The sequence below is a fragment of the Chitinophaga deserti genome (assembly GCF_003149455.1).
Taxonomy (GTDB): Bacteria; Bacteroidota; Bacteroidia; order Chitinophagales; family Chitinophagaceae; genus Chitinophaga; species Chitinophaga deserti.
On the sequence record NZ_QFFK01000016.1, the window covers coordinates 44,384 to 67,125 of the forward strand.

The window sequence follows — 22,742 nt, forward strand, 5'->3', positions numbered from 1 at the left end:
ACATGCGGACACAAACCGGCATGGTGGACCCCGGCTCCCTGAGCCGTCGGGACACACGCATATCCATCCTTATCATCGGCATGCTGTTCTTCATCTTCGGCTTCGTGTCGTGGGTGAATGCCATCCTCATTCCGTACTTCAAAATAGCCTGTGAGCTTACCAGTCTGCAGTCGTACCTCGTAACCTTCGCATTCTATATTTCATACCTCGTTATGTCGGTTCCGTCATCCTACCTCTTACGATCGGTTGGTTTTAAGAAGGGAATGATGATCGGGTTCTGGGCAATGGCACTGGGAGCTTTCATTTTTGTACCTGCCGCCCTTACGCGTACTTACGAGCTTTTCCTGCTGGGGCTCTTTACACTGGGCATCGGGCTTGCCGTACTGCAAACCGCTGCTAATCCCTATATCACCATCCTCGGGCCAAAGGAATCCGCTGCGCAAAGGATCAGTGTGATGGGTATATGCAATAAGTTCGCCGGCATTATTGCCCCGCTCATATTTGCGGCCGTCATCCTCCGGGTTACGGATACCGATCTGGAACGCACACTGCCCGGAATGGCTCCCACGGAAAGAGCTGCAGTGCTGGATGCCTTTATCCGCCGGGTAATTATTCCCTATTCGGTACTGGGCACGGTACTGTTCATCCTTGGACTGGTAGTACGCTTTTCTCCACTGCCTGAGATTAACACGGAGAATGAAAGCACGGAAACTGCCGCGGTAAACAGTAGTAAGAAAAGCATTTTCGATTTCCCGCACCTGATCCTCGGGGCACTTGCCATCTTCCTGCATGTAGGCACGCAGGTGATTGCGATAGATACTATTATCTCCTACGCAGGCTCTATGGGCATCCCGCTGCTGGAAGCAAAGGTGTTCCCTTCTTATACACTCGGGGCCACTATTGTAGGGTACTTCATCGGTATCCTCATCATCCCGAAATATGTGAAACAGGTAAATGCACTTCGGTTCTGTACCCTGCTGGGTTCCGCGCTCACTATCTGCATCGTAACCATGCGCGGTGCGGTAACTATTTTCGGGCATGAAGCGGATGTATCCATCTGGTTCGTGGTGTTGCTGGGCCTGGCCAATTCCCTTGTATGGGCAGGCATATGGCCACTGGCACTCGATGGACTGGGCCGCTTTACCAAACTGGGCGCCTCTGTACTGATCATGGGACTGTGCGGCAATGCGGTATTGCCTTTGATATACGGGTACTTCGCGGATATAACGGGAGAGCGTGCCGCTTACTGGGTATTGCTGCCCTGTTACGCTTATCTCATGTATTATGCTTTCTACGGGCACCTGGTGCGCAGCTGGGGCATCTCCCGGCCGGCAGTGGCTTTAAATAACACATATGAGCTTTCGGAAGATAAAAATCTTTAACGGCAGGATCATCACACCCAACCGCATTATCACAGGCGGAACGGTGCTGACGGAAGGGCATCGCATTCTGGCGGTGGCGGAAGACGATATTCCCGTTTCCGGCGCCGTGGAGATCGATGCAAAAGGACAATACATCTCACCCGGATTCATAGATATACATGTACATGGCGGGGGCGATAGTGATTTTATGGATGGCGACACCGCCGCCTTTCTGCAGGTGGCGGAAACCCATGCCCGCTACGGCACCACTTCCATGGTACCCACAACCCTCAGCAGCGATACGGAAAGCCTTCGCCAGGCTATAGCCACCTACGAGGCCGCGCATGCCATTAACGGGAAAGGAGCGGAGTTCCTCGGTATACATCTCGAAGGACCTTACTTCGCCATGAATCAGCGCGGTGCGCAGGACCCGCGGTATATCCGTAACCCAGACCCGGCAGAATACCGTTCCGTACTGGAAAATACCAAGTCTGTCGTACGCTGGAGTGCAGCACCGGAGCTGCCGGGGGCGCTTGCATTCGGTTCCTATATAAGCTCGCTGGGCATATTACCCGCCGTAGCGCATACCGATGCCATCTACGAAGAGGTCCTTGAAGCTTGGGAGCACGGATACACCCATGCCACCCATCTGTATTCTGCCATGTCGGGCGTTACACGCCGCAATGCATTCCGCTATGCGGGTGCCATAGAAAGCGCCTTCCTGCTGGATGATATGACGGTAGAGATCATTGCCGACGGGGTTCACCTGCCGCCGGCCCTGCTGAAACTCGTCTATAAATTCAAAGGTCCGGATAAGACGGCCCTCATTACCGATGCCATGCGTGCTGCCGGTATGCCTCCGGGTAAAAGCATTCTTGGCGGCAGGAAGAACGGGCTGGAAGTAATCGTGGAAGATGACGTAGCCAAGATGCCCGACAGGGCTTCCTTTGCCGGGAGCGTTGCTACTACCGACAGGCTCGTGCGCAATATGGTGAAGATGGCTGATGTACCCATGGCAGATGCCGTGCGGATGATGACCAGTACCCCGGCCGCCATCATGAAAGTGGGCGGCAGGAAAGGGGCGCTCGTTGCAGGGATGGATGCCGATATCGTTTTGTTTGACGACGATGTACGGATCGATACCGTGATCATTCATGGGGAAATAAGGCACCGCAGTGAAAGGGCATTTTCCCTGTTGCACGAACCCGGTAATATTTGAAACCAATAACACCTGATATAAACGCTGCGGCAGCCACAGAGCGCCGTCCGGCACACAACCTGTCACGTATGCATACATTTGAACGAATCAAAGTACACCAGTTTGAGGACAGGCGCCGGATGGGCGCTGCCGCAGCCGATCAGGTGGCTGCGCGCATACACGCCCTGCTGCAATCAAAAGAGGAGATCAGTATGATTTTCGCTGCGGCTCCTTCACAACAGGAATTCCTCGAAGCTTTCCGTGCCGATGTATCTATTCCCTGGCACCGCATCCATGCGTTTCATATGGATGAATACCTTGGTTTGCCTGCTGAAGCACCTCAGGGGTTCGGGAACTTTCTGAAAGACCGCCTTTTCGGCCTCGTACCCTTTAAATCGGTGCACTATCTCAACGGACAGGCACTATTTGCCGCAGCCGAGTGCGCCCGGTACGCCAATCTGTTGCAGGGTGGAACGGATATCGTTTGTATGGGAGTGGGGGAGAATACCCATATTGCTTTCAATGATCCGCATGTGGCGGATTTCAATGATCCCGTATTGGTAAAGGTGGTGGATCTGGATGAGGCATGCCGCAGGCAGCAGGTGAATGATGGTTGCTTTGCCACACTGGAGGAAGTACCTACCCATGCGCTGACGCTTACAGTACCGGCTCTCTTCCGGGCGGATTATATCTTTTGCATGGTACCGGGGCCTGCCAAGGCAGCGGCTATACGGCATACGCTGCACTCACCGGTAAGCGGGCAGCATCCCAGCACCATTCTGCGGACGCACCCGCATGCGGAGCTGTTTATTGACAAAGACAGCGGATCGCTGCTTTGAGCTGCATTAATTCTTGTAGTACATGTAATTTTCCCGGGTAATGATGTCGATAGGCATGAAGTGTTCCTTTTCGACTGCAATGCCCAGCACCAGATGCTGGTAAAGCGCCATAATGCCCCGATAGGCTTGTTCCTGTGGCTTCTGGCATATAAGGAAATCGATCATCCCCTTTTGCAGCCAGGTTACGTTCTCGGGTAGGAAATCGTAGCCCATGAGCAAGATACCGTTTTTACCGGCCGACTCAAGATAACGCGCAATGTTATGCACGCGGGAGCTGGTCACGAAGATGGCTTTAATGGCAGGATCTGCCGAGAGGGCCGCCGCTACTTTCCTTTCAACGGTATCGTCACTGGTTTCCAGTGCATCGGTTTTAACGATACGGGAAGGCTTTTCGCCAAAGTATTCCCGGAAGCCTTCTTCTTTCCGCAGGAGGGGATGGATACCCTCTTTCTGCTTCGTCATATTAACAACGAGGATTTTGTCTTTCGGACCAATGCAATACCCCATAAGGTGTGCAGCAAGGTAACCGCTGCGGAATAACTCCGGACCTATGTAGCACAGGCTTTCCTGCCCCGGGAGGTCGGAGTTGATGAATACAAAAGGCACGTTCTTTTCCTGCAATTGGCTACAGAAGTCGTTAGCCTCCTCAATAAACAGGGGAGCCAGCAACACACCGTCTACCTCGTTTTTCAGTAATTGCTTCGCTGCTTTAGGAAAAGAAGAGCGGTCGTTGAAGTCGTAAAAATACCGGTGGATGCGTACACCCATCTGCCGGATCTCTTCTTCGGCCTGTAAAACGCCTGCCAGGAGAATTTCCCAGTATTCCGTTTCGCTCGATTTGGCGGGGATGAGTATGGCGAGGTTCAGGACTTTCCGCGAGGCGAGGCGGCTGGCGATGATATTAGGCTGATAATTCAGTTCCTGGATGATCTTCTCGATCTTGGTGCGTGTTTTAGCAGATACGCCCGGACGGTTATGGATGACCCTGTCTACCGTCGCGATAGAGACCTTTGCCCTCCGTGCGATTTCCTTTACGCCATTGGGTTGTTCTGGTTGTTTCGCTTTCATGAATGCTTTGTGCGTGTACGTACCCGAAAGTAGTAAAAAAGAATTGAACAGGATATTTTATTTTGTGGCTTATGAGACCCATTATCCTTACCCTGATGCTGTTTCAGGCATTCTTCCCTGTCAGCGCACAGGATTCCACGTTTACCAATCCGCTTCTGCCTTCCGGGGCCGATCCTTATTCCTGCTACAAAGATGGCTGGTATTATTACACGCACACCACGGCTAATTCCATCGTGCTATGGAAAGCCCGCAGTCTTACGGCACTCGCAACGGCAGAACACGTCACCATTTACAAACCCACTGAGAATACGGAATGGTCCAAACAGATATGGGCCCCGCAGGCTCAGTTCCTCCGTGGTAAATGGTACGCTTATTTTGCTGCTACTGGAGGGAAGAACGAGCAACACCGTATGTACGTTCTCGAAAACCCTTCTCCGGATCCCATGACCGGCAGCTGGACCTTCAAAGGCCAAGTGACCGATGCCACCAACAAATGGGCTATTGATGCCGATATCTTCGAATACAAAAAGGAACTGTATATGATCTGGTCGGGTTGGGAAGGTGATAAGGATAAGCAGCAGGATATCTACATCGCGAAAATGAAGAACCCCTGGACTATCTCCTCACCACGTGTACGCCTGTCTGTTCCCGAGCATGAATGGGAAAAGAGCGGCCAGAAGGTTACGGTGAATGAAGGCCCCCAGGCCCTGTTCCATAAGAAAGACCTTATGATCGTATACTCCGCCAGCGGCTGCTGGACGGACCACTACGCCCTCGGGCTCCTCCGCTTTTCCGGCAAAGGCAGCATCCTCGATTCCGCACAATGGACGAAGCATCCTGAACCCTTATTCAAAACTTCTGTAGCCAATAAGGTGTGGGCACCGGGGCATAATTCGTTCTTTAAAAGTCCTGATGGTAAAGAAGACTGGATCCTTTACCATGCCAACTCTCAACCTGGCTGGGGCTGCGGCGGCAAGCGCTCTCCCCGTATGCAACGTTTCACCTGGAGTAAAGACGGTCTTCCTGTATTCGGGGAACCGGTAGCGGAAGGGACGGCTTTACAGGTGCCTTCAAAATAAAGACACATCAAATGAAGTAAAATGCAAAGCATTGAAATAAAAAAAGCCGGACCATTGTGGCCCGGCTTTTCTATTTATGGCGGATGGCCTGTTACAGCCCTGTTATTGCTTTCTTCATCTGTTCCGCCACAAACGCATTGCCTGCTTTGTTCAGGTGTACGCGGTCGCTGGTGAGGATGCCTTTCTCGCTGTTCTCTTTGTTGTTGGCGGCTTCGTAGTCGATGAACGCCTTGCGGAGATCTACCAGCGGAAGATTTTGCTCTTTGCTGATGGAGCGGATCAGATCGCTGTATTTGTTGAGGTCTGCATCCTGTTCGTTCTCACCGTCTTTCTTTTCGCCGATGAGGGAAGGGGTGCAAACGATCACTTTGGCGCCGTTGTCCTGTATTTTCTTAATCAGCGCCCGGTAAAAGCCGCCGAACTTATCGAAGTCAGTGCCCGTATGATGAGAGGCTTTGTGCCATACATCGTTGATGCCTACATAGATCACTACCACATCGGGCTTCTTTTCCAGCACGTCTTTTTCCATACGGAGGTAAAGGTCGTACACCTTGTTACCGCCAATCCCTGCGCCGATGAGTTCGTACTGCCCGGCATGTGATGCCTGCAGGAGGCCGTTCAGCTGTGTTATATAGCCTTCGGGACCTACACCCGCCTGGGTAATGGAATCGCCGAAGAAGATGACTTTCTTCTTTTTCTTAGCCACGCCGGCCGATAAGAGGGCCACTGCGCCGAGCGCGAAAAGGAGCATGGAGAGTTTTTTCATAATCGCTGATTTTACGCTGATGTTTATTGGATGGAACAAAATAAGCAAAAACCAGTTCTTATACCAGTGTTAAATGATAGTAGGCAGCAACCCGCCTTCTACCCGCAACGCGGCACCATTGGTGGCCGAAGATAACGGACTGGCAATATACGCAATCATACTGGCTATCTCCGATACATCGGCAAACCGCTGAATGAGCGAAGTGGGACGCATGTTCTTGAAGAAATCCCGTTCTGCCTCTTCCGGTGTTACGCCCTGCTCGGTTGCCAGCTTCTGCAGGAACTCCACCACGCCTTCCGATTTGGTAGGACCTGGCATTATGGTATTGACGGTTACACCGGTGTTCTTCGTTCTTTCAGCAAGACCGCGGCTTACCGCCAGCTGGGCGGTTTTGGTCATGCCGTAATGGATCATTTCGCTGGGAATGAGGATGGAGGACTCGCTGGAAATGAAGATGATGCGGCCCCAGTTCTTATCCAGCATTTTCTGGAAGAAGTGGCGGGAGAGGCGTACCCCGCTCATAACGTTCACTTCAAAGAAGCGGTACCAGTCATCGTCCGGAATATCTTCAAATGCCTTTGGTTCAAAGATACCGGCATTATTGACGAGTATGTCCACAGAGGGGAGTTTATCCATCAGGCGCTGTACGTCGTCGAGTTTGGAGAAGTCTGCCGCTATGCCGGTAACCGGACTGTCAGGCACGAGGGATTTCAGTTTCTCTACCGCTTCCTGCACGCGGGCATCGGTTCTGCCGTTGATGATAACGGAAGCGCCTTCCTGCAGGAGCAGTTTGGCTGCGGCAAACCCTATTCCCTGGGTGCTGCCGCTGATGAATGCAGTTTTTCCTTTCAATTGTAAATCCATATGCACAGTTTTTAAGTTTAAAATTCTCCGCTGGCACCACCTCCTCCGCCGGAACCACCTTTGAATATGGCGGGTTCCTGTGGCTGTGCGGTATGCTGCATCGTTTCTGCGATGATGAGTCCTTCGAGTTGTTCTATACCAAAATGCTTCGTATGCATGGCCTGCGTGGTGAAGCCTTTCTGCGGCGTTTTCAGGTAACGGTGTGCGGCATACGAAATGGCAACCAGCACAATGCCGCCCAATACCATGGCAGTTTCAATGGGCATCACGGAGTGGTAGGCCCTTACTGTGAAAACCGCCGCGGCAATGAGCAGTAATCCTGCTGCCAGGGGGATGCGGTCTTTCTTACGCAGGCCCATCCAGATATACAGGGCAGGCAGGCTTAGCGTAAACGCCCAGAAGAGCCACGGCAGGGGCGGTTCCCCTTCCATGCCCAGCAGTTCATTGCCAAGGTTGTGTACCACATAGTAGTTGCCCGCCATGTAAAAGGTGAGCAGTGCGGCGAGGCGGAGAACAGACAGGCTGACGTCGTAATGCCGGAACCTCCACTTGGGTTGCATCCCTGTAGCGGCGAAGTAGGCTGCTGCCGATATGGCCATGATAAGGAAGGGTAATATGAACTGCGCCCCCGGCAAATAGATGACCGAAGCAAATAGCACAAACAGGATGCCGCAAATCCATGCCACCAGGGTCATCACAGGTTCCGCGAGGCGGATGGAGAACCAGGTGGCAATCAGGGTAAGTACGAGGTAGATCCAGTGGGTGGTATCGAAGTTTTCGTAAAGTGCGATAATGCCGAATGCGAGGAAGCAGGCGGAAGACCAGAGTAGACCTTCATCTACGCCCGAACGGAAATGTTTATGACCGGCCATCCAGCCTTCCAGTACTCCGTAAGTGAGCAGGCCCCAGAAAAGCAGGAAGCCTTCCCAGCTGTTACCGATGCCATCGAGCATGAGCAGGGCTATTAATCCCGCACCGAGCACCACACAGCAGATGGAAACGAGGGCAAGACCGATACGCACAAAGTTGTTGGGTGTATAGAGCGTATAAGGATGCGCGGCTTTGATGTTAACCACTGTTTCCGGGGAAATCATACCTTCTGCGGCAGCATCGTCTGCATCCATGCCCATAAGGCGGTTATCGAGTTCCTTCGTGTTATAGATCAGCATGGGCTTTCAGTTTGCGGTTCAGTCTGATGAGCATACGGGCCATGAGAATGGAGGAACCGATGAGGTAAAGTATTGAGAGGTAAAGTACGCCGGTTTCCAGCGCATCCCATGCCTGAATAAGGGTGAAGATAACGAGGTAGCCTGCACCGATGTAACCGTACAGTACCGTCATCAGCAGGAAATAAAACGAACGGATGCGTACGCCGAGCAGGTAGTAGAACACCAGTGTGGCGATGAGGGCCGGGGTGTAGAGTAGGAGCCACCCGTCTTCCATAAACATGCCACACAGTGCCGCAATGCATAATATATGCAGGGCGAAGTTGTAGTACGTAAATGCGAAGTGCGGCTTCTTCTTTTTGTATTCACTGAAAGCACCGGCGGCGGTGAGTACCAGGCCAACGAGTAGACCGGTATCTATCAGTCTCCTTTCCAGTCCGAAGTAATTGTCGGTGAGGATGTGCATCGGCGTAATGGAGATGCCCAGCCATGCCGCGAAGGCGGTAATGGCGAGGCTCAGGATGCCGATGTGGTCGAAATAGTAGGCGCAGGCAAACAGTACCAGCATGGGAATGAAGGTGGCCATGCCATACCGCATGCCGAACACGTTGTATTGTGCCTGCAGGTACCCGATGAAGGATATGAAGAGGAGGCAGCCCAGCAGTACCACGTAGTCCCACCAGGGGTTGGGAGATTCGGTTTTCTGCCAGGAAAAGGGAGGCTTGTGCTTATTGGCGTACCAGAAGCACCCGGCGCAGAGAGCGCCGATGGCGGCAAGGATAGCCTGATGGCCGATCGTGTCTATGTTCTTGTAAATAAGGGTGCCGAGCCCTCCGCTGAGGAGGAGTACGCCGAGGTAGAGCATCGTTTTCAGTTCCCAGTGAAGGGAAAAGAGCTTACTGGCGGATTGCGCTTCCAGGCGGAGGCGCTCCGTTTCGCTCAGTATTCCTTCATCAGAAAGCTGCCGGATGAATGTTGACCGCATTGGTGGGGTTTGGGTGGAAGATAGGTTTAGTATTGAAGGGTGCCGAACACACCGTTTTTATAGTCTTCCAATGCCTGTTCTACTTCTTCGGCAGTGTTCATGACGAAGTTGTCTTTCGCGGCAATGGGTTCATTGATAGGCTCGCCTGTGAGGAAAAGGATACCTGCATCGGTGGAGGCAGTTACCGCTATTTCATCGCCTGCAGTATCGAATACATACAGCTGGTGCATGGCAGCAGGGGTGCCGTTCACGTTTACTTCTCCGCGGAAAACATAGAGCAGGGCAGGGTCGCCGGGCTTGGCGGTGAGCTGCACGGTTTTACCGGCAGCAATGGTTCCCACGATGGCGGTAACGGGGGTGAAGCTTTTCATGGGACTGCGCTTCCCTTCCAGTTCACCACTGGCCAGGCGCAGCTGTACGCCTTCCTGTTCCAGTACGAAAGGGAGTTGCTCGGCAGTAGCGGCCTGGTAGTAGGGCTCGTCCCATTTATGGGCTTTGGGGACGTTCAGCCAGATCTGGATGAGTTCCCAGTTGCCGCCGCGTTCCAGCATGGCTTTGGTGGGGCCTTCACTGTGCAGGAGCCCCTTGCCGGCAAACATCCACTGGATACCCCCGTCTGTGATGGTGCCGGAATGACCGGCATTGTCCATATGATACCCTTCACCGGAGATCATAAAAGTGACGGGAGAAAAGCCCCTGTGCGGATGAGGGTGAATGCGCATGGCGGAACCCGCTGCGATCGTTTCGGGTCCTATATGGTGAATTACGATGAACGGATTGGCAAACCGGAAATCCTTATGCGGAAGCGGTTGTATCACCGTTTCTTCCGGGGTGATCTGTTTGGCCCTGCCAGTCAGCACGTGGGCGATGTTCTTCTTCATGGGTTTCAGTTTTACGGAGCTAACAAATGTAGGCGTTTGACGGAGGTTAAAAAAATTGTTCCCCTCGCAGGATGTCCTGAAAGCGTTTATCTTTATCTGCGTTAACGTGCTATGAACATCGATCTGTTTTCCCTTTTAGTCTTACTGGGCGCCCTGCAGGCGCTGTTTTTCGGGATCTTCCTCCTTTTTACCCGTACAGAAAACCCGTTCCAGAACCGTATGCTGGCGGGGCTGATGTTCATCCTCAGCTACAACGGATTTGAAACCCTCAACTGGTCATCGGGCCTGTACCCCGGCATCTGGTTCTTTGATGCCTTCGGTTTTGTGCTCATATTCGGCTTTGGTCCCTGCCTGTACCTGTATGTACGCTCGTTCCGGAAAGAAGGGAAACCGGCAGCTCCCTGGAAGCATTTTATCATGATATGGCTGGCGCTGGCCATTAAACTGGGGTTATTGATCTGCTGGAAGCTGGATCAGCTGGGTTATGCTTATCCGCACGCAGTAGTGTGGGTGTACCAGGTTTTTGACAGGGTAGCGGAGCGGCTGTCGGTAGCCTGGGCATGCGTATATTTTCTGCTGGCGCTAAGGGAGTGGCTGCAACAGCGGAAAGGAGGGGGATTGATGCCGGAAGAAGACCGATGGCTGAAGATTTTAATGGTGGTGATGGGCGTATTTCACTGCGTATGGCTCATTACGGTGGCAGTTCCTTATATCTGGAATGTAACGGGTGCGCAGCAGTATTCAGTGATAGAAGTGATGCTGGTCGTGTTCATTTACTGGATCGGGTTTGCGGGTTATCACCGTACCCGTGTCATCTACGCAGCACGGCAGCAGCAGGCGCGTTCTTACTTCGACCAGCTGGAGGATACGGAGATAGCACGGTGTGCGGAAGCACTGCACAGGGCCATGGCGGCAGAACGCTTGTACCTGGACCCTGAAATGACTGCCTCAGTACTTGCGGAGCGTATAGGGGTACCGGTGAAAACCCTTTCGGCCGTACTCAACCGGCAAATGGGCAAAGGTTTTAATGAATACATCAACAGCTGGCGGGTGGAGGCGGTGAAAGACCGGATGAAAGACCCCGCCTGCAAACACCTTACCCTTTCCGGGATCGCTTTTGAGTGCGGTTTTAATTCCCAGCCTACTTTCCAGCGGGCTTTCCGCGCTGTAACGGGATGCTCTCCCCGGGAGTTCCTGCGGCAGCAGGGCGGGGAGTGACATAAAAAAGCCCGGGAAACCGGGCCTTATGCTTACTTCAATCTAAATAATGCTACTAACAATAACGGATCACACATGAGTGCTTGTGTGTGTACCGTGCAAAGTAAACCCCTTCCCCCGGCAATTTCCCGCGAGCAAATACGCGAATTCCTGCGTATAAATACGCATCCCGATTAAGTTGCTTATGTCAAATAAAATGTTTGACTTAAGCAAGGAAATAGGTAGTTTTGTGAAAATGCTTCCGATGTCAGACCAGCGAGTAATAAACGATATCCGCAGTTTCAACCGCTTCTATACTGCCCAGCTGGGCCTTTTGCAGCAGCATATCTTCGATAGTGAATATTCCCTCACGGAAGTGCGCGTGCTGTATGAGATCAACTTCAACCGGCAGACAACGGCTACCGGCATCCGCGATGCACTCCAGATAGATGCGGGTTACCTCAGCCGCATACTCCGTAAGCTTGAAAAAGGCGGTCTCATTCTCAAACACCCCCTCCCGGAAGACGGGCGCTCTTCCTACCTCTCGTTATCAGACCGCGGCAGACGGCTCATGACCAAAATGGGTACGCTGTCAGACGATCAGCTGCGTGTGATGATGGCCCACCTTACTCCTGCAGCACAGGAAACGGTGGCAGGTGCCATGAACGACCTGCGCAGGCTGCTCAGTGCCCCTGACGGAGCCGCTACCATGGACCAGATCACCATCCGCACAGAACTGCTCCCGGGTGACCTGGGAGATATCATCAGCTTACACGGCAAATTATACATGCAGGAATACCGTTACGATACACGCTTTGAGCGGTATGTGATGGAAACGATCCAGGACTTCATGGTGCATTACCACCCGGCACGCGACAGGGTATGGCTGGCAGTCTGCTCCGGCCGCCTTGTTGGGGTAGTAGCTATCCAGCACCGTCCCGCAAAACAGGCACAGCTGCGCTGGTTCCTCATCAGTCCGGATTTCCGCGGGATAGGGTTAGGCAAAGCCCTTATGCAGCAGGCTATGGACTTCTGCAGGGAGCAGAAGTTCAAGAAAGTCTATTTACTGACTACAGACCAGCAGGATACCGCGGCTGCATTATACAAACGCTGGGGATTTATCAAAAAATCATCCGTCCCCGCTACGTTATGGGGCCATGAACTGCTGGAAGAACGCTATGAGCGGGAGATGCAGTAACTACACATAACTCAGCCACCACTTCCGCTGCGTGCGCTTGTATTCCGCGAACCATTTGCAGGGGCGGTAGAGTGCAGCCACAACAGCGATCCATATCACATACACCACGGGTAATGAAAAGCCAAAGCTGACAGGACGGAAGAGGAAAGGAGACTGCGGGTCCACCACCTGGTCCATTCCATACCCGCTGGCGAAAAACGCCACCACGGTAAGCGCGTGTATGAGATAAAAATGCACCACGTAATAAAAGAAAGGCACACTGCCGTACACTTTGCAGACAGCGGTAACGCGGTTGCGCACATGCTCCAGGGCGGCCAGCATAAGGAGGCCGGGGCCGATCGTAGCGCAGGTGTATAACAGTGACGGCGGATATTTCTGTACGTTGAAGAAGGAGAAAACAGTTTGCTGCAGGGTAGGCCATGCATCCCAATGCAAAGGATCGCCATATACATTCAGGGCGCGCAGCAGGAAGAAGAGCCCTATCATGCCAAAGCCAATCGTAACCAGCAACGAACGCCTTTTTTGCGCAGATACATCCTGCATAAACAATCTCCCGCAACCATACCCCATCATCATTATACCCACCCATGGCAGGAAGGGATAGATGACGAGGGCACTGTGCCCCGGCAATACCTCGTGGGGCACGAAGGTTTGCTTATGCAAAAACTCCCACAGCAGGCCCGGCTGAAACCCCGGTTGGGCTTCGTAAAAATCCAGCAGGTTATGGGAAACGGTAATGCCTATCCCAATGGCCAGTATCGCTCCCCAGGGCAGGAATACGAAAAGCGAAAGCAGTACAAAACTCACCCCGATGGCCCAGATCACCTGCAGGAAGAAAATAGAGAACAGGGGGTTGAAAGACAGGCCGAGGGATACTACCGTCACTTCAATGAGTATCAGCCATAATCCCCGTGTGAGCAGGAACTTACTGATCTCTGCCCTGCTTTTCCGCCCGTTCATGAGAAAAACGGAAAGGCCGGAGAGGAATACAAAAATAGGTGCGCAGAAATGTGTCACCCAGCGGGTAATATATAATGCGGGGAAAGTGGTTTCCGGATTCAGGGGGTCGGAACTCATGGCGCCTGTCATAAAATAATCGCGTACATGATCCAGCGCCATCAGGATCATCACAATGCCTCTTAAAACATCAATGGAATAGACCCGTTCCCGGGCGGGGTTTTGGAGTTCCATGGCATAGATTTATACCCGAATATAAATAATTCCGCCCACGTTGAAATAATGCTATGTATTTTATATTAAATATATATATTGTGCCTGATACCGGAAACGGTACTTTTAACCATTTCCTATGTATAAACGCCGCTTTTTAGCGGCGTTTTCCTTTATGTATCAGCGTATTTCCGGATCAGTACAATTTGCCCGAGGTGATATGCGGCATGCTGCAGCACTCCCTGAATGTAATAATAGGCGTTATGCTGCGTATTGGCCACATTGGAATAAAGCTTCTCTTCCGGGAAATTGCGGATGGTTTCCACCATATAAGTGATGGAGTGGTCCAGCCGCTGCAGGGTAGCCTGCCAGTTGTTCTCCCCATGGTTCTCCGGGAAATAGAAATCGGGCAGGTCGCCTTCCTGTTCAGGTTTTTCGCCTTTCAGCTTACGGTCTACATTCTGATGCCAGAAAATGAGGTGATTCACCAGTTCCCAGATATTATGCGAGGTATCGAACCTGCGGGAGGCTTTCTCCGCATCCAGCTCCTGTAAATGCTCCATGAGAGTCACATCCAGCCAGGGTTGCCCCAGGTAAATATGCTGTAATGCTTCGGATAGTACAACGGGTAACGACATATAGTTAGAATTTAGGGTTGTACGTACAATTTGCGTTCCATTCCTATGGACGTATTACCAAATTTAACACTACTTTAGATATGAAAATCAATCCCTATACCGGTTGATGTTGAATGTAACACCCATGCGCAAACAACTAAGCGTAATAATAGCCCTGATCGCTTTCCTTATTATGAGCTATATTCAGGTGACGGATTACTGGAAACGTATGCAGGTCTGGCGCAAAGGCAGCATAGAGTCTGCAGTCATCACGAAAATTTCCCCTTCATACAGCAAAAGATCAGTTATTTATGTTCAGGCTGGCGGACGAACCTTCCGGCTTCCTGACAAGAAAGAAGATTATACCGTGTCGGCTTTTAAGGCAGGAAACAGTATCGCGATCCGCATACATCCCGATTATGATATCGTTCTTCGGGCAAACAATAACCCCACCAGCCGCATTTTTTTAGTAGTCTTTTTTATGTTCTTATCCGGCTGGATAGCATGGTATGTGATTCGAAAATCTTTTCAAACGCCGCAAAAATAGCAGACAAAAAACGCTTTTAAGATTTATCTCAATTACGTTCTTTATTTTATTGCTTTAGCCATATTTGCCGCAATCATGTCATTGATATGGCCGGACATGCTTTCTTCAGAATGCAGGAACGGGTTAAAGTTCGGGGATCGTGTACCATCCGTACACATCCCTCTTATAATACTGTGCTCCGCACATACGAAAATCCTGTACCCGCATTTTATGCTGCCATCGGTATTGCAATTCTGATCGGAGGGTTACAATGGAATTACATCCGTAAACAGCGCAGGAAAACATATCCGTTTGCCTGATCAGCAAACACAGGCAGGTTATGTAACGCTTCCGGGGGCAGTTCCATTTTCGTTCCCTCAATTTCCCTTACATTTATCCAAATTATAGCCACATTATGGATTTACAGCAACTGGAATTCAACAGGAACGAAGATCAACTGAAAATGCTGGTCAGCGCCATGAAGCAAAAGCTGGCCGTGATAGAACAGGGGGGCGGAAAGAAAGCCCTCGAGAAAGTGCGCCAGCGCGGCAAACTCACCCCTCGCGAAAGAATCGCCAAACTCATTGATAAAGACAGTACCTTCCTTGAACTGGGCGCTTTCACTGCCTACGAAATGTATGCGGAACATGGCGGTTGTCCTGCCGGCGGCACCGTTGCAGGCCTCGCACACGTCAGTGGCCGCCTCTGCATGATCGTGGCCAACGATATGACCGTGAAAGCAGGCGCCTGGTTCCCGCTCACCGGCAAAAAGAATCTCCGCATGCAGGAGATCGCCATGGAAAACAAACTGCCCGTTATTTACCTCGTAGACTCCGCCGGTGTTTACCTCCCGCTGCAGGACGAGATTTTTCCCGATAAAGAACACTTCGGCCGCATCTTCCGCAACAATGCCAAAATGAGCGCCATGGGCATCACCCAGATAGCCGCCGTAATGGGCAGCTGCGTGGCCGGTGGGGCTTACCTACCCATTATGAGCGACGAAGTGCTCATGGTAGAAGGCAACGGCTCCATTTTCCTGGCAGGGCCTTACCTCGTAAAAGCCGCCATAGGAGAGGACGTGGACGCGGAAACCCTCGGCGGCGCCGTTACCCATACCGAAATATCGGGCATCGCGGATTATAAGTTCAAAACCGATGAAGAATGCCTGGAACGCATCCGCCACATCGTTTCCATGATCGGGAAGCCCGCCACTGCAGGGTTCGACCGTATCGCCGCTACGGAACCCGCTAAAAGCGACGAAGAAATCTATGGCATCATTCCAACCGACAGCTCCAAATCCTACGATGTCCGTGAAGTGATCCACCGGATGGTGGACGGTTCGGTGTTCGAAGAATATAAAGAAGACTACGGCAAAACCATCCTCTGCGGATACGCCCGCATAGAAGGCTGGGCAGTTGGCATCGTAGCCAACCAGCGCAAAATGGTGAAAAGCAAAAAAGGCGAAATGCAGATGGGCGGAGTGATCTACAACGATTCTGCCGATAAGGCCGCCCGCTTCATCATGAACTGCAACCAGAAAAAGATCCCCCTTATTTTCCTGCAGGATGTAACCGGCTTTATGGTGGGCAGCCGCTCGGAGCATGCCGGTATCATTAAAGACGGCGCCAAACTCGTAAATGCCGTGAGCAACAGCGTGGTGCCCAAGATTACCGTGATCATCGGCAACTCTTACGGAGCAGGCAACTACGCCATGTGTGGCAAAGCCTACGATCCCCGGTTCATCTTCGCCTGGCCCAATGCCAAAATCGCGGTAATGGGAGGCGAACAGGCCGCTAAAACGCTGCTGCAGATACAGGTGGCCTCCCTTAAAGCCAAAGGCGAAGAAATCACCCCGGAAGCCGAAGCAAAGCTATTGAAGGATATCACTGACCGGTATAACAGTCAGACTACCCCTTACTACGCCGCCGCACGCCTCTGGGTAGATGAGATCATCGATCCCCGTAACACCCGCCAAACCATCGCCCGCTGCCTGGAAGCGGCGAACCTTGCCCCGGTGGAAGAAACATTTAAAACCGGGGTCATCCAGGTGTAAACACGATCATTCACCAAATACATAAGTTGTGCCATGAGGCACCTTTCGTCTGCCTGCGGATACCGTTTCCTGAAAAAATGGTATCCGCAGGTGTTTTTGTGCCAGGACGAGGCATGGTAACTATATAGTTACTCCACGGTTACTGCATAATTACTCCATGGTTACTTCACAGTTACTTCACGGTTACTTCACAGTTACTTCAGGGTTAGTGTACTGGTAATGTACCTTTTCGGCAGTAGATGATTTTATAAAAACACAACACCCTCCACAGTAGCGGGTTTCATTAAACAACCGTGAAAATGCATACGGAAAATGGTACACTCTGTACAAAAAAAGGCTAAAAGTGGGACACGTAAACCCCTTATTTCCTCAATACCCGTCCGGTTCAGCTTCACGAACCTTTATACCCGGCTGCCGATTCCTTTGAACTGTCTTCCGCCGGATATTAACTTATCTTACTGTAGGGTTACTGTAACCTTAAAGCATACTTAAAGTAGGGTTAATGTATATAAAACGTGGTCAAACGCTTTGCAGTAAAGGATAAGGTACCATTTCATATACATAACAGTACCACTACTGTATGTACTGCGTATCCCTTGATTATTCCGGCAATTACCCTTAATTTGAACAAAATCAATCATTTAGCATACGGAAATGCCCCCGCCGGCAGAAAACTTCGGGGCAAATGGCATACTGCTATAAATTCCTTTATTTTTGCCACCTTAAAAAACAGGCTTTGACGAACCAGACGAACCAGCAACTGATCATATATACGGATGGCGCCGCACGGGGTAACCCGGGAAGGGGAGGATACGGCATCGTGTTGATTTGGGGTAATACCCGCCGCGAAATGTCGGGCGGCTACCGGATGACCACCAACAACCGCATGGAGCTGCTGGCCGTTATAGTGGCCCTCGAAGCTCTTACACGGGAAGGGCTCCCCATCCAGATCTTTACCGACAGCCAGTATATCGTGAACGCCGTTGAAAAGGGCTGGTTATGGAACTGGGTCAAAACCGGGTTTAAAGACAAAAAGAACCGCGACCTCTGGGAACGCTTCGTTCCCCTCTACCGCAAACACCGCGTTAAATTCAACTGGGTGAAAGGCCATGCCTCCAATCCCGAAAACAACCGCTGCGACGAGCTGGCCACCGCTGCCGCAGACGGTGGCAATCTCCTTGTGGATGTGGGTTATGAACGCGGCGATTAATTCAGGAAAATATAGTAAATTAGTCACGTCTTACAGCAATTAACTATTTGAACCGTCGGGCTTCAACTTGAACCTTGAATCCTGACCATGCCTCAGATTTTCCCCGTTGCCGTCATCGAGCACTCCACCATGTCGTGGTTACCACGCGTGCAGGTACGTACCCAGATGATCTACACCTCCGTGTTGTTAGCAGTACTCCTCTGTCTGCTAGCTCTCCCTTTTATTTATGTCGATGTATCCGTTAAATCGGCCGGCATCGTTCGCCCCGTAGCGGAGAAGAACGAGCTCCGCAGCCTCGTTTCCGGCACTATCGCCGATGTGCTCGTAAGGGAAGGGCAGCACGTCGAAAAAGGACAACTCATCCTCCGCCTCCAGGAAGATATCTCCAACAGCAAGATCTCCCAGGCTTCTTTTGAGCTCCAGCAGCGCGAAGCTTTCATTGCCGACCTCTCACGCCTCGCCACCGGCGGCGGCGCTCCCCGTACCGCCCTTTACCAGCAGCAATACAGCAGGTTTATGGCGGTTATCAGCGAGCAGCAGGCTACGGTAGACAAACTGGGGCGCGACCTCGAAATGTATAAAAAGCTGTTTGCCGATAAAGTAGTGGCCGAAAAGGAACTACGCGACAAACAATATGAATACGACCGCTCTGTTACCCTCTACCGCTCAGCCGTACAGCAGCAACGCAGCGCCTGGGCCGAAGAGCTGAGCCGCTACCGCCTTGAAAGTAACCGGCTGCAGGCCGATGCAGTACAACTGGAAAAGCAAAAGGAATGGAACCTCATCAAAGCACCCGTTAGCGGCACCATCCAGCAGTTCAACGGCAAATACCCCGGCGGCTATCTGCAGACAGGAGAGATGATAGGGATTATTTCGCCAGACAGTAACCTCGTAGCCGAATGCCTCGTTAGCCCGAAAGATATCGGTTATCTCAAAGCCGGTATGCCCGTCCGCTTCCAGGTAGATGCTTTTAACTATAACGAATGGGGCTCGGTGGAAGGCACCGTGCAAAGCGTCGATAATGATTTCACCCTCGTGGATAACCAGCCCGTCTTTAAAGTGCGCTGCAAGTTTGCCGCTACAAATGTGGCAACAGCCAAAGGCGTAAAAGGACAGCTGAAGAAAGGGATGACCCTTCAGGCCCGCTTCCTCCTCACCCGCAGAAGCCTCTTCCAGCTCCTCTATGATAAAACCGACGACTGGATGAATCCCAATGTTCTCGCCCGTAATTAATGTAAACCGACTGGTATTATTCAACAGACCGGAAAACAAACCTGACCATGTCCAACAACATCCGACTCAGAAAAAGCATCCGCGTACGCCAGCGCGACCTCAGCGATTGCGGGGCTGCCTGCCTTGCCTCCGTTGCGTCCCACTATAATTTACAGATCCCTGTTGCCCGCATTCGGCAAATGGCGGCTACCGACAGTAAAGGCACCAATGTGCTGGGTATGGTGGAAGCAGCCACTCGCCTCGGCTTTCAGGCCAAAGGAGTGAAAGGGCCTTATGAGGCGCTGTACAATATTCCCAAGCCTGCTATAGCGCATGTTGTGGTGAAAGGCGTATTGCATCATTATGTAGTGATTTACCGCGTCACCAAAACGGAAGTAACGGTGATGGATCCGGCAGACGGACAGTTCCATAAAATACCCGCAGATGCCTTCAAAGCCATGTGGTCGGGCATCCTCGTGATCCTCCTGCCGGGTGATGATTTCATTGCGGGCGATGAGCGCACATCCCATCTTTCGCGCTTCTGGTTCCTGCTGCGGCCGCATAAGACGGTTGTGTTACAGGCATTGTTCGGGGCAATTATTTATACCATACTGGGCCTGTCTACCTCCATATACGTACAGAAGATTGTGGATAATGTACTGGTAGAAGGCAACCGCAACCTGCTGAACCTGTTGGGTATCATCATGCTGCTCATCCTGGCCCTGCAGCTTTTTATCGGTCATCTCAAAAGCATCTTTGCCCTTAAAACAGGCCAGCAGATTGATGCACGGCTGATATTGGGATATTATAAACACCTGTTGCGCCTCCCGCAGCAGTTCTTCGACACCATGCGCGTGGGGGAGATCACTTCGCGTATCAACGATGCCGTGAAGATCCGTGTATTCATCAATGATGTGGCTATCGGGCTGGTGGTAAATGTGTTCATCGTATTCTTCTCCTTCGCCCTCATGTTCACCTATTACTGGAAACTGGCGCTGCTGGTGCTTACCATCCTTCCCGTATACGGGCTCATTTACTGGATCAGCAACCAGATCAATAAAAAAATGCAGCGCAGGCTGATGGAAGATAATGCGGAACTGGGCAGTCAGCTCGTAGAATCCCTGAACTCCGTGGCTACCATCAAACGGTTCGGACTGGAAGAATTCGCAAATATCAAAACCGAATCCCGCTTTGTGCGCCTGCTGAAAACTATTTTTTCTGCTTCCGTGAGCAATTTATATCTCGGGAATGCCAGCAGTTTCGTGACCAATGCATTTGTTGTAATTCTGTTATGGGCGGGGTCTTACTTTGTGATGGACCGGCAGCTGAGTCCGGGTGAGCTGTTATCCTTTTATGCCCTGATAGGCTACTTTACGGGGCCTGCCATGAGCCTGATCGGCGCTAACAGAAGTATGCAGGATGCACTGATTGCGGCCGACCGTTTATTTGAAATTATGGACCTGGAGCAGGAGGAAACCGCCAACAAGGTTGCGCTCACGCCGGAGATGATCGGAGACATTCATTTTCAGCGGGTGAGCTTCCGGTATGGTACACGGGTGGAAGTGTTTAAAAACTTCGATCTGCATATTCCGCACGGGCGTATCACAGCGGTAGTGGGAGAGAGCGGCAGCGGGAAGAGTACGCTGATGGCGCTGTTACAGAATATTTATCCGTTGATGGAAGGCAGTATCATGATTGGCCAGCTGGATATCCGGTATATTGATAACGAAAGTTTACGCCGCCAGGTATCCGCCGTGCCGCAGCAGATCGATCTGTTTGCGGGTTCTGTACTGGAGAATATTGCAGTGGGTGAATTTGAGCCGGATGTACAACGCGTACTACATGTATGCAAATTGCTGGGCATCCTGCAGTTCATTGAAAAACTGCCCGAAGGTTTTAATACCCCTTTAGGTGAACATGGCGTAAACCTCAGCGGCGGGCAGCGTCAGCGCATCGCTATTGCAAGGGCTTTATACCGTAATCCCGAAGTGATTATCCTGGATGAGGCTACTTCATCGCTCGACTCGGTGTCTGACCAATATGTGCAGGAAGCCATGCATCAATTGAGGGATCAGGGTAAAACGATTGTAGTGATTGCACACCGCCTGAGTACGGTGGTGAGTGCCGATAAAATTGTAGTACTGCAGGAAGGTAAACTGGTGGAGGAGGGAACGCATACCGAACTGCTCGCAAACAATGCTGTGTATGCCAGGCTATGGCAACATCATCAGGCAGTGTTGGTGTAATAATGTTTATAGAAGGGTAACATCTACGTTAGGAATCCTGATATTATTTGTATGAAAATATCCTCTTCACCTCTTCTTCGTTTATGCTATGTCTTTATACAATATAAATAGCCGTAGTGGCTATTCTACTGTTGTTCCTGAATGAGTGGTTAAAATTTACCGGCTGTTTCAACTTTTTCAATACTCAGATGTTCAATTGAAGATATTATACCTGATGTGCCCTTGTTGGAAACCCATGAACTATGTTGTGCCCCATATCGGTAATATCATCAACATTGACAATTCCATCATTAAGACCCGGATAATCTACAGGCAAATGGAGAGCCTGCATTCCTCACGATACTTCCTGATCCGCTAAACTCAGATGCGGATGTTTTCGGCATCTGGATGGCGCCGGGCGGGAGATCGGGGTATATGACTAGTAACTGCTATGGTACAGACAATATTTTGGTGATTTTCGCCACTTTGTAAGATTTAGGATAACATATAACGGGGCCTGATATCCATCCGGCCTCTGCATACTTCGAACAATCAGGCGCTCTTCGCAGGAAGAGCGCCTTTCATTTTGTTAAACGCATTAAAAAAGGCCTGCTGTTGACAGGCCCTTTTTCTAATTTCATCAAATCAGGAATTATTGCGCGGCAGTGAGCCTCACAAGCGTTTTACCGTCTGCAGTACCAAGGGTTAGTATACCATCGGTTACCGACCAGGTTTTAATATTTTCGGAAGTCTTCAGGAATTTGTCTTCATATTCCATTTTGCCCATGCACATCATCCTGGTGGAAGCCAGTTTGCTGAGTGTGATCCTGTTGGGTGCTTCGAGCGTAAATCCTCCTGTAATCATGTTACAGCCGGCAGATCCCGAGATACGGCTGTTAGCCTTATCAAAGGTGAACTGTGCCGGGCGCATGAGGCCTGCAGTGTCTACCGGTAAGCCGTCTATTTCTACCAGTTGCCAGGTCTTATACAGATCGGCTTCACTGTTACTGCCTCCTGCGGCTTTATTAGAATTGGAGCAGGAAGCCATAAAGGCGGTGGCGGCAAATGCGGCACAAATAGTCAGTAATTTCTTCATGTCATTAACTTTTCTGTCTACTATAACAAAT

At 51.3% G+C, this 22,742-nt stretch carries 20 protein-coding genes; 11 read left to right on the forward strand and 9 right to left on the reverse strand.

The genetic code is table 11. The features are described 5' to 3' along the window. Positions 1–2 precede the first annotated feature (2 nt). The 3 genes from DEV76_RS25035 (at position 3) to DEV76_RS25045 (ending at position 3,398) form a co-directional block, all read left to right on the forward strand. Positions 3–1,382, forward strand: coding sequence for a sugar MFS transporter (locus DEV76_RS25035; RefSeq protein ID WP_109700702.1), 1,380 nt, complete (start codon positions 3–5; stop codon positions 1,380–1,382). Further along, positions 1,354–2,580 (forward strand): N-acetylglucosamine-6-phosphate deacetylase, encoded by a 1,227-nt coding sequence (nagA, locus tag DEV76_RS25040; protein WP_109700703.1) that lies wholly within the window; start codon positions 1,354–1,356, stop codon positions 2,578–2,580. The genes DEV76_RS25035 and nagA overlap by 29 nt, the downstream gene beginning before the upstream one ends. A gap of 68 nt (positions 2,581–2,648) precedes the next feature. Further along, positions 2,649–3,398 carry a glucosamine-6-phosphate deaminase gene (locus tag DEV76_RS25045; RefSeq protein ID WP_198652233.1) on the forward strand — a complete coding sequence of 250 codons (750 nt, stop codon included), beginning with the start codon at positions 2,649–2,651 and terminating at the stop codon, positions 3,396–3,398. 6 nt (positions 3,399–3,404) lie between these two features. On the opposite strand, the gene DEV76_RS25050 is transcribed toward DEV76_RS25045, so the two are convergent. After that, complete coding sequence (locus DEV76_RS25050) at positions 3,405–4,466, reverse strand: LacI family DNA-binding transcriptional regulator (protein WP_109700704.1); 1,062 nt, start codon at positions 4,464–4,466, stop codon at positions 3,405–3,407. 71 nt (positions 4,467–4,537) lie between these two features. Here DEV76_RS25050 and DEV76_RS25055 point away from each other — a divergent pair, with 71 nt between their 5' ends. Beyond that, the gene (locus DEV76_RS25055; RefSeq protein ID WP_109700705.1) at positions 4,538–5,545 is read left to right on the forward strand and encodes a glycoside hydrolase family 43 protein; all 1,008 of its coding nucleotides are present in this window, start codon (positions 4,538–4,540) and stop codon (positions 5,543–5,545) included. A gap of 91 nt (positions 5,546–5,636) precedes the next feature. On the opposite strand, the gene DEV76_RS25060 is transcribed toward DEV76_RS25055, so the two are convergent. The 5 genes from DEV76_RS25060 to DEV76_RS25080 form a co-directional block, all read right to left on the reverse strand. After that, positions 5,637–6,311 (reverse strand): SGNH/GDSL hydrolase family protein, encoded by a 675-nt coding sequence (locus tag DEV76_RS25060; RefSeq protein ID WP_109700738.1) that lies wholly within the window; start codon positions 6,309–6,311, stop codon positions 5,637–5,639. Between the two features lie 69 nt (positions 6,312–6,380). Beyond that, complete coding sequence (locus DEV76_RS25065; protein WP_109700706.1) at positions 6,381–7,175, reverse strand: SDR family NAD(P)-dependent oxidoreductase; 795 nt, start codon at positions 7,173–7,175, stop codon at positions 6,381–6,383. Between the two features lie 17 nt (positions 7,176–7,192). After that, positions 7,193–8,344: a hypothetical protein gene (locus DEV76_RS25070; RefSeq protein ID WP_109700707.1), complete on the reverse strand. Its 1,152-nt coding sequence runs from the start codon at positions 8,342–8,344 to the stop codon at positions 7,193–7,195. Beyond that, a complete protein-coding gene (locus tag DEV76_RS25075; protein ID WP_109700708.1) occupies positions 8,331–9,326 on the reverse strand; it encodes a DUF2157 domain-containing protein in 996 nt (331 codons plus the stop codon). Before DEV76_RS25075 ends, DEV76_RS25070 begins: the two co-directional genes overlap by 14 nt. 26 nt (positions 9,327–9,352) lie before the next feature. Beyond that, the gene (locus DEV76_RS25080; protein WP_109700709.1) at positions 9,353–10,207 is read right to left on the reverse strand and encodes a pirin family protein; all 855 of its coding nucleotides are present in this window, start codon (positions 10,205–10,207) and stop codon (positions 9,353–9,355) included. 111 nt (positions 10,208–10,318) lie between these two features. Here DEV76_RS25080 and DEV76_RS25085 point away from each other — a divergent pair, with 111 nt between their 5' ends. Continuing rightward, on the forward strand, positions 10,319–11,425 hold the full coding sequence (locus DEV76_RS25085) for a helix-turn-helix domain-containing protein (RefSeq protein WP_109700710.1): 1,107 nt from the start codon (positions 10,319–10,321) through the stop codon (positions 11,423–11,425). A 244-nt stretch (positions 11,426–11,669) separates the two neighbouring features. Continuing rightward, positions 11,670–12,602 (forward strand): bifunctional helix-turn-helix transcriptional regulator/GNAT family N-acetyltransferase, encoded by a 933-nt coding sequence (locus DEV76_RS25090; protein ID WP_198652235.1) that lies wholly within the window; start codon positions 11,670–11,672, stop codon positions 12,600–12,602. Here DEV76_RS25090 and DEV76_RS25095 read toward each other — a convergent pair whose 3' ends face one another. Together DEV76_RS25095 and DEV76_RS25100 are read right to left on the reverse strand one after the other, a co-directional pair. Next, complete coding sequence (locus DEV76_RS25095) at positions 12,603–13,793, reverse strand: DUF1624 domain-containing protein (protein ID WP_109700712.1); 1,191 nt, start codon at positions 13,791–13,793, stop codon at positions 12,603–12,605. A gap of 152 nt (positions 13,794–13,945) precedes the next feature. After that, positions 13,946–14,410, reverse strand: a complete 465-nt coding sequence (locus tag DEV76_RS25100; protein WP_109700713.1) for a DinB family protein — start codon at positions 14,408–14,410, stop codon at positions 13,946–13,948. Between the two features lie 124 nt (positions 14,411–14,534). Between DEV76_RS25100 and DEV76_RS25105 the strand changes: the two genes are divergently transcribed. The 5 genes from DEV76_RS25105 to DEV76_RS25130 all read left to right on the forward strand — a co-directional run bounded on the left by DEV76_RS25105 (position 14,535) and on the right by DEV76_RS25130 (position 21,636). Continuing rightward, the gene (locus DEV76_RS25105; RefSeq protein WP_109700714.1) at positions 14,535–14,936 is read left to right on the forward strand and encodes a hypothetical protein; all 402 of its coding nucleotides are present in this window, start codon (positions 14,535–14,537) and stop codon (positions 14,934–14,936) included. 394 nt (positions 14,937–15,330) lie between these two features. Next, positions 15,331–16,968, forward strand: a complete 1,638-nt coding sequence (locus DEV76_RS25115; RefSeq protein ID WP_109700716.1) for an acyl-CoA carboxylase subunit beta — start codon at positions 15,331–15,333, stop codon at positions 16,966–16,968. A 736-nt stretch (positions 16,969–17,704) separates the two neighbouring features. Then, complete coding sequence (gene rnhA / locus DEV76_RS25120; RefSeq protein WP_232827041.1) at positions 17,705–18,178, forward strand: ribonuclease HI; 474 nt, start codon at positions 17,705–17,707, stop codon at positions 18,176–18,178. 87 nt (positions 18,179–18,265) lie between these two features. Beyond that, positions 18,266–19,411: an HlyD family secretion protein gene (locus DEV76_RS25125; RefSeq protein WP_109700718.1), complete on the forward strand. Its 1,146-nt coding sequence runs from the start codon at positions 18,266–18,268 to the stop codon at positions 19,409–19,411. Positions 19,412–19,458: 47 nt separating this feature from the next. After that, on the forward strand, positions 19,459–21,636 hold the full coding sequence (locus DEV76_RS25130) for a peptidase domain-containing ABC transporter (protein WP_109700719.1): 2,178 nt from the start codon (positions 19,459–19,461) through the stop codon (positions 21,634–21,636). A gap of 631 nt (positions 21,637–22,267) precedes the next feature. Here the strand turns inward: DEV76_RS25130 and DEV76_RS25135 are convergent. Beyond that, positions 22,268–22,711: an META domain-containing protein gene (locus tag DEV76_RS25135; protein ID WP_109700720.1), complete on the reverse strand. Its 444-nt coding sequence runs from the start codon at positions 22,709–22,711 to the stop codon at positions 22,268–22,270. Between the last annotated feature and the right edge of the window lie 31 nt (positions 22,712–22,742).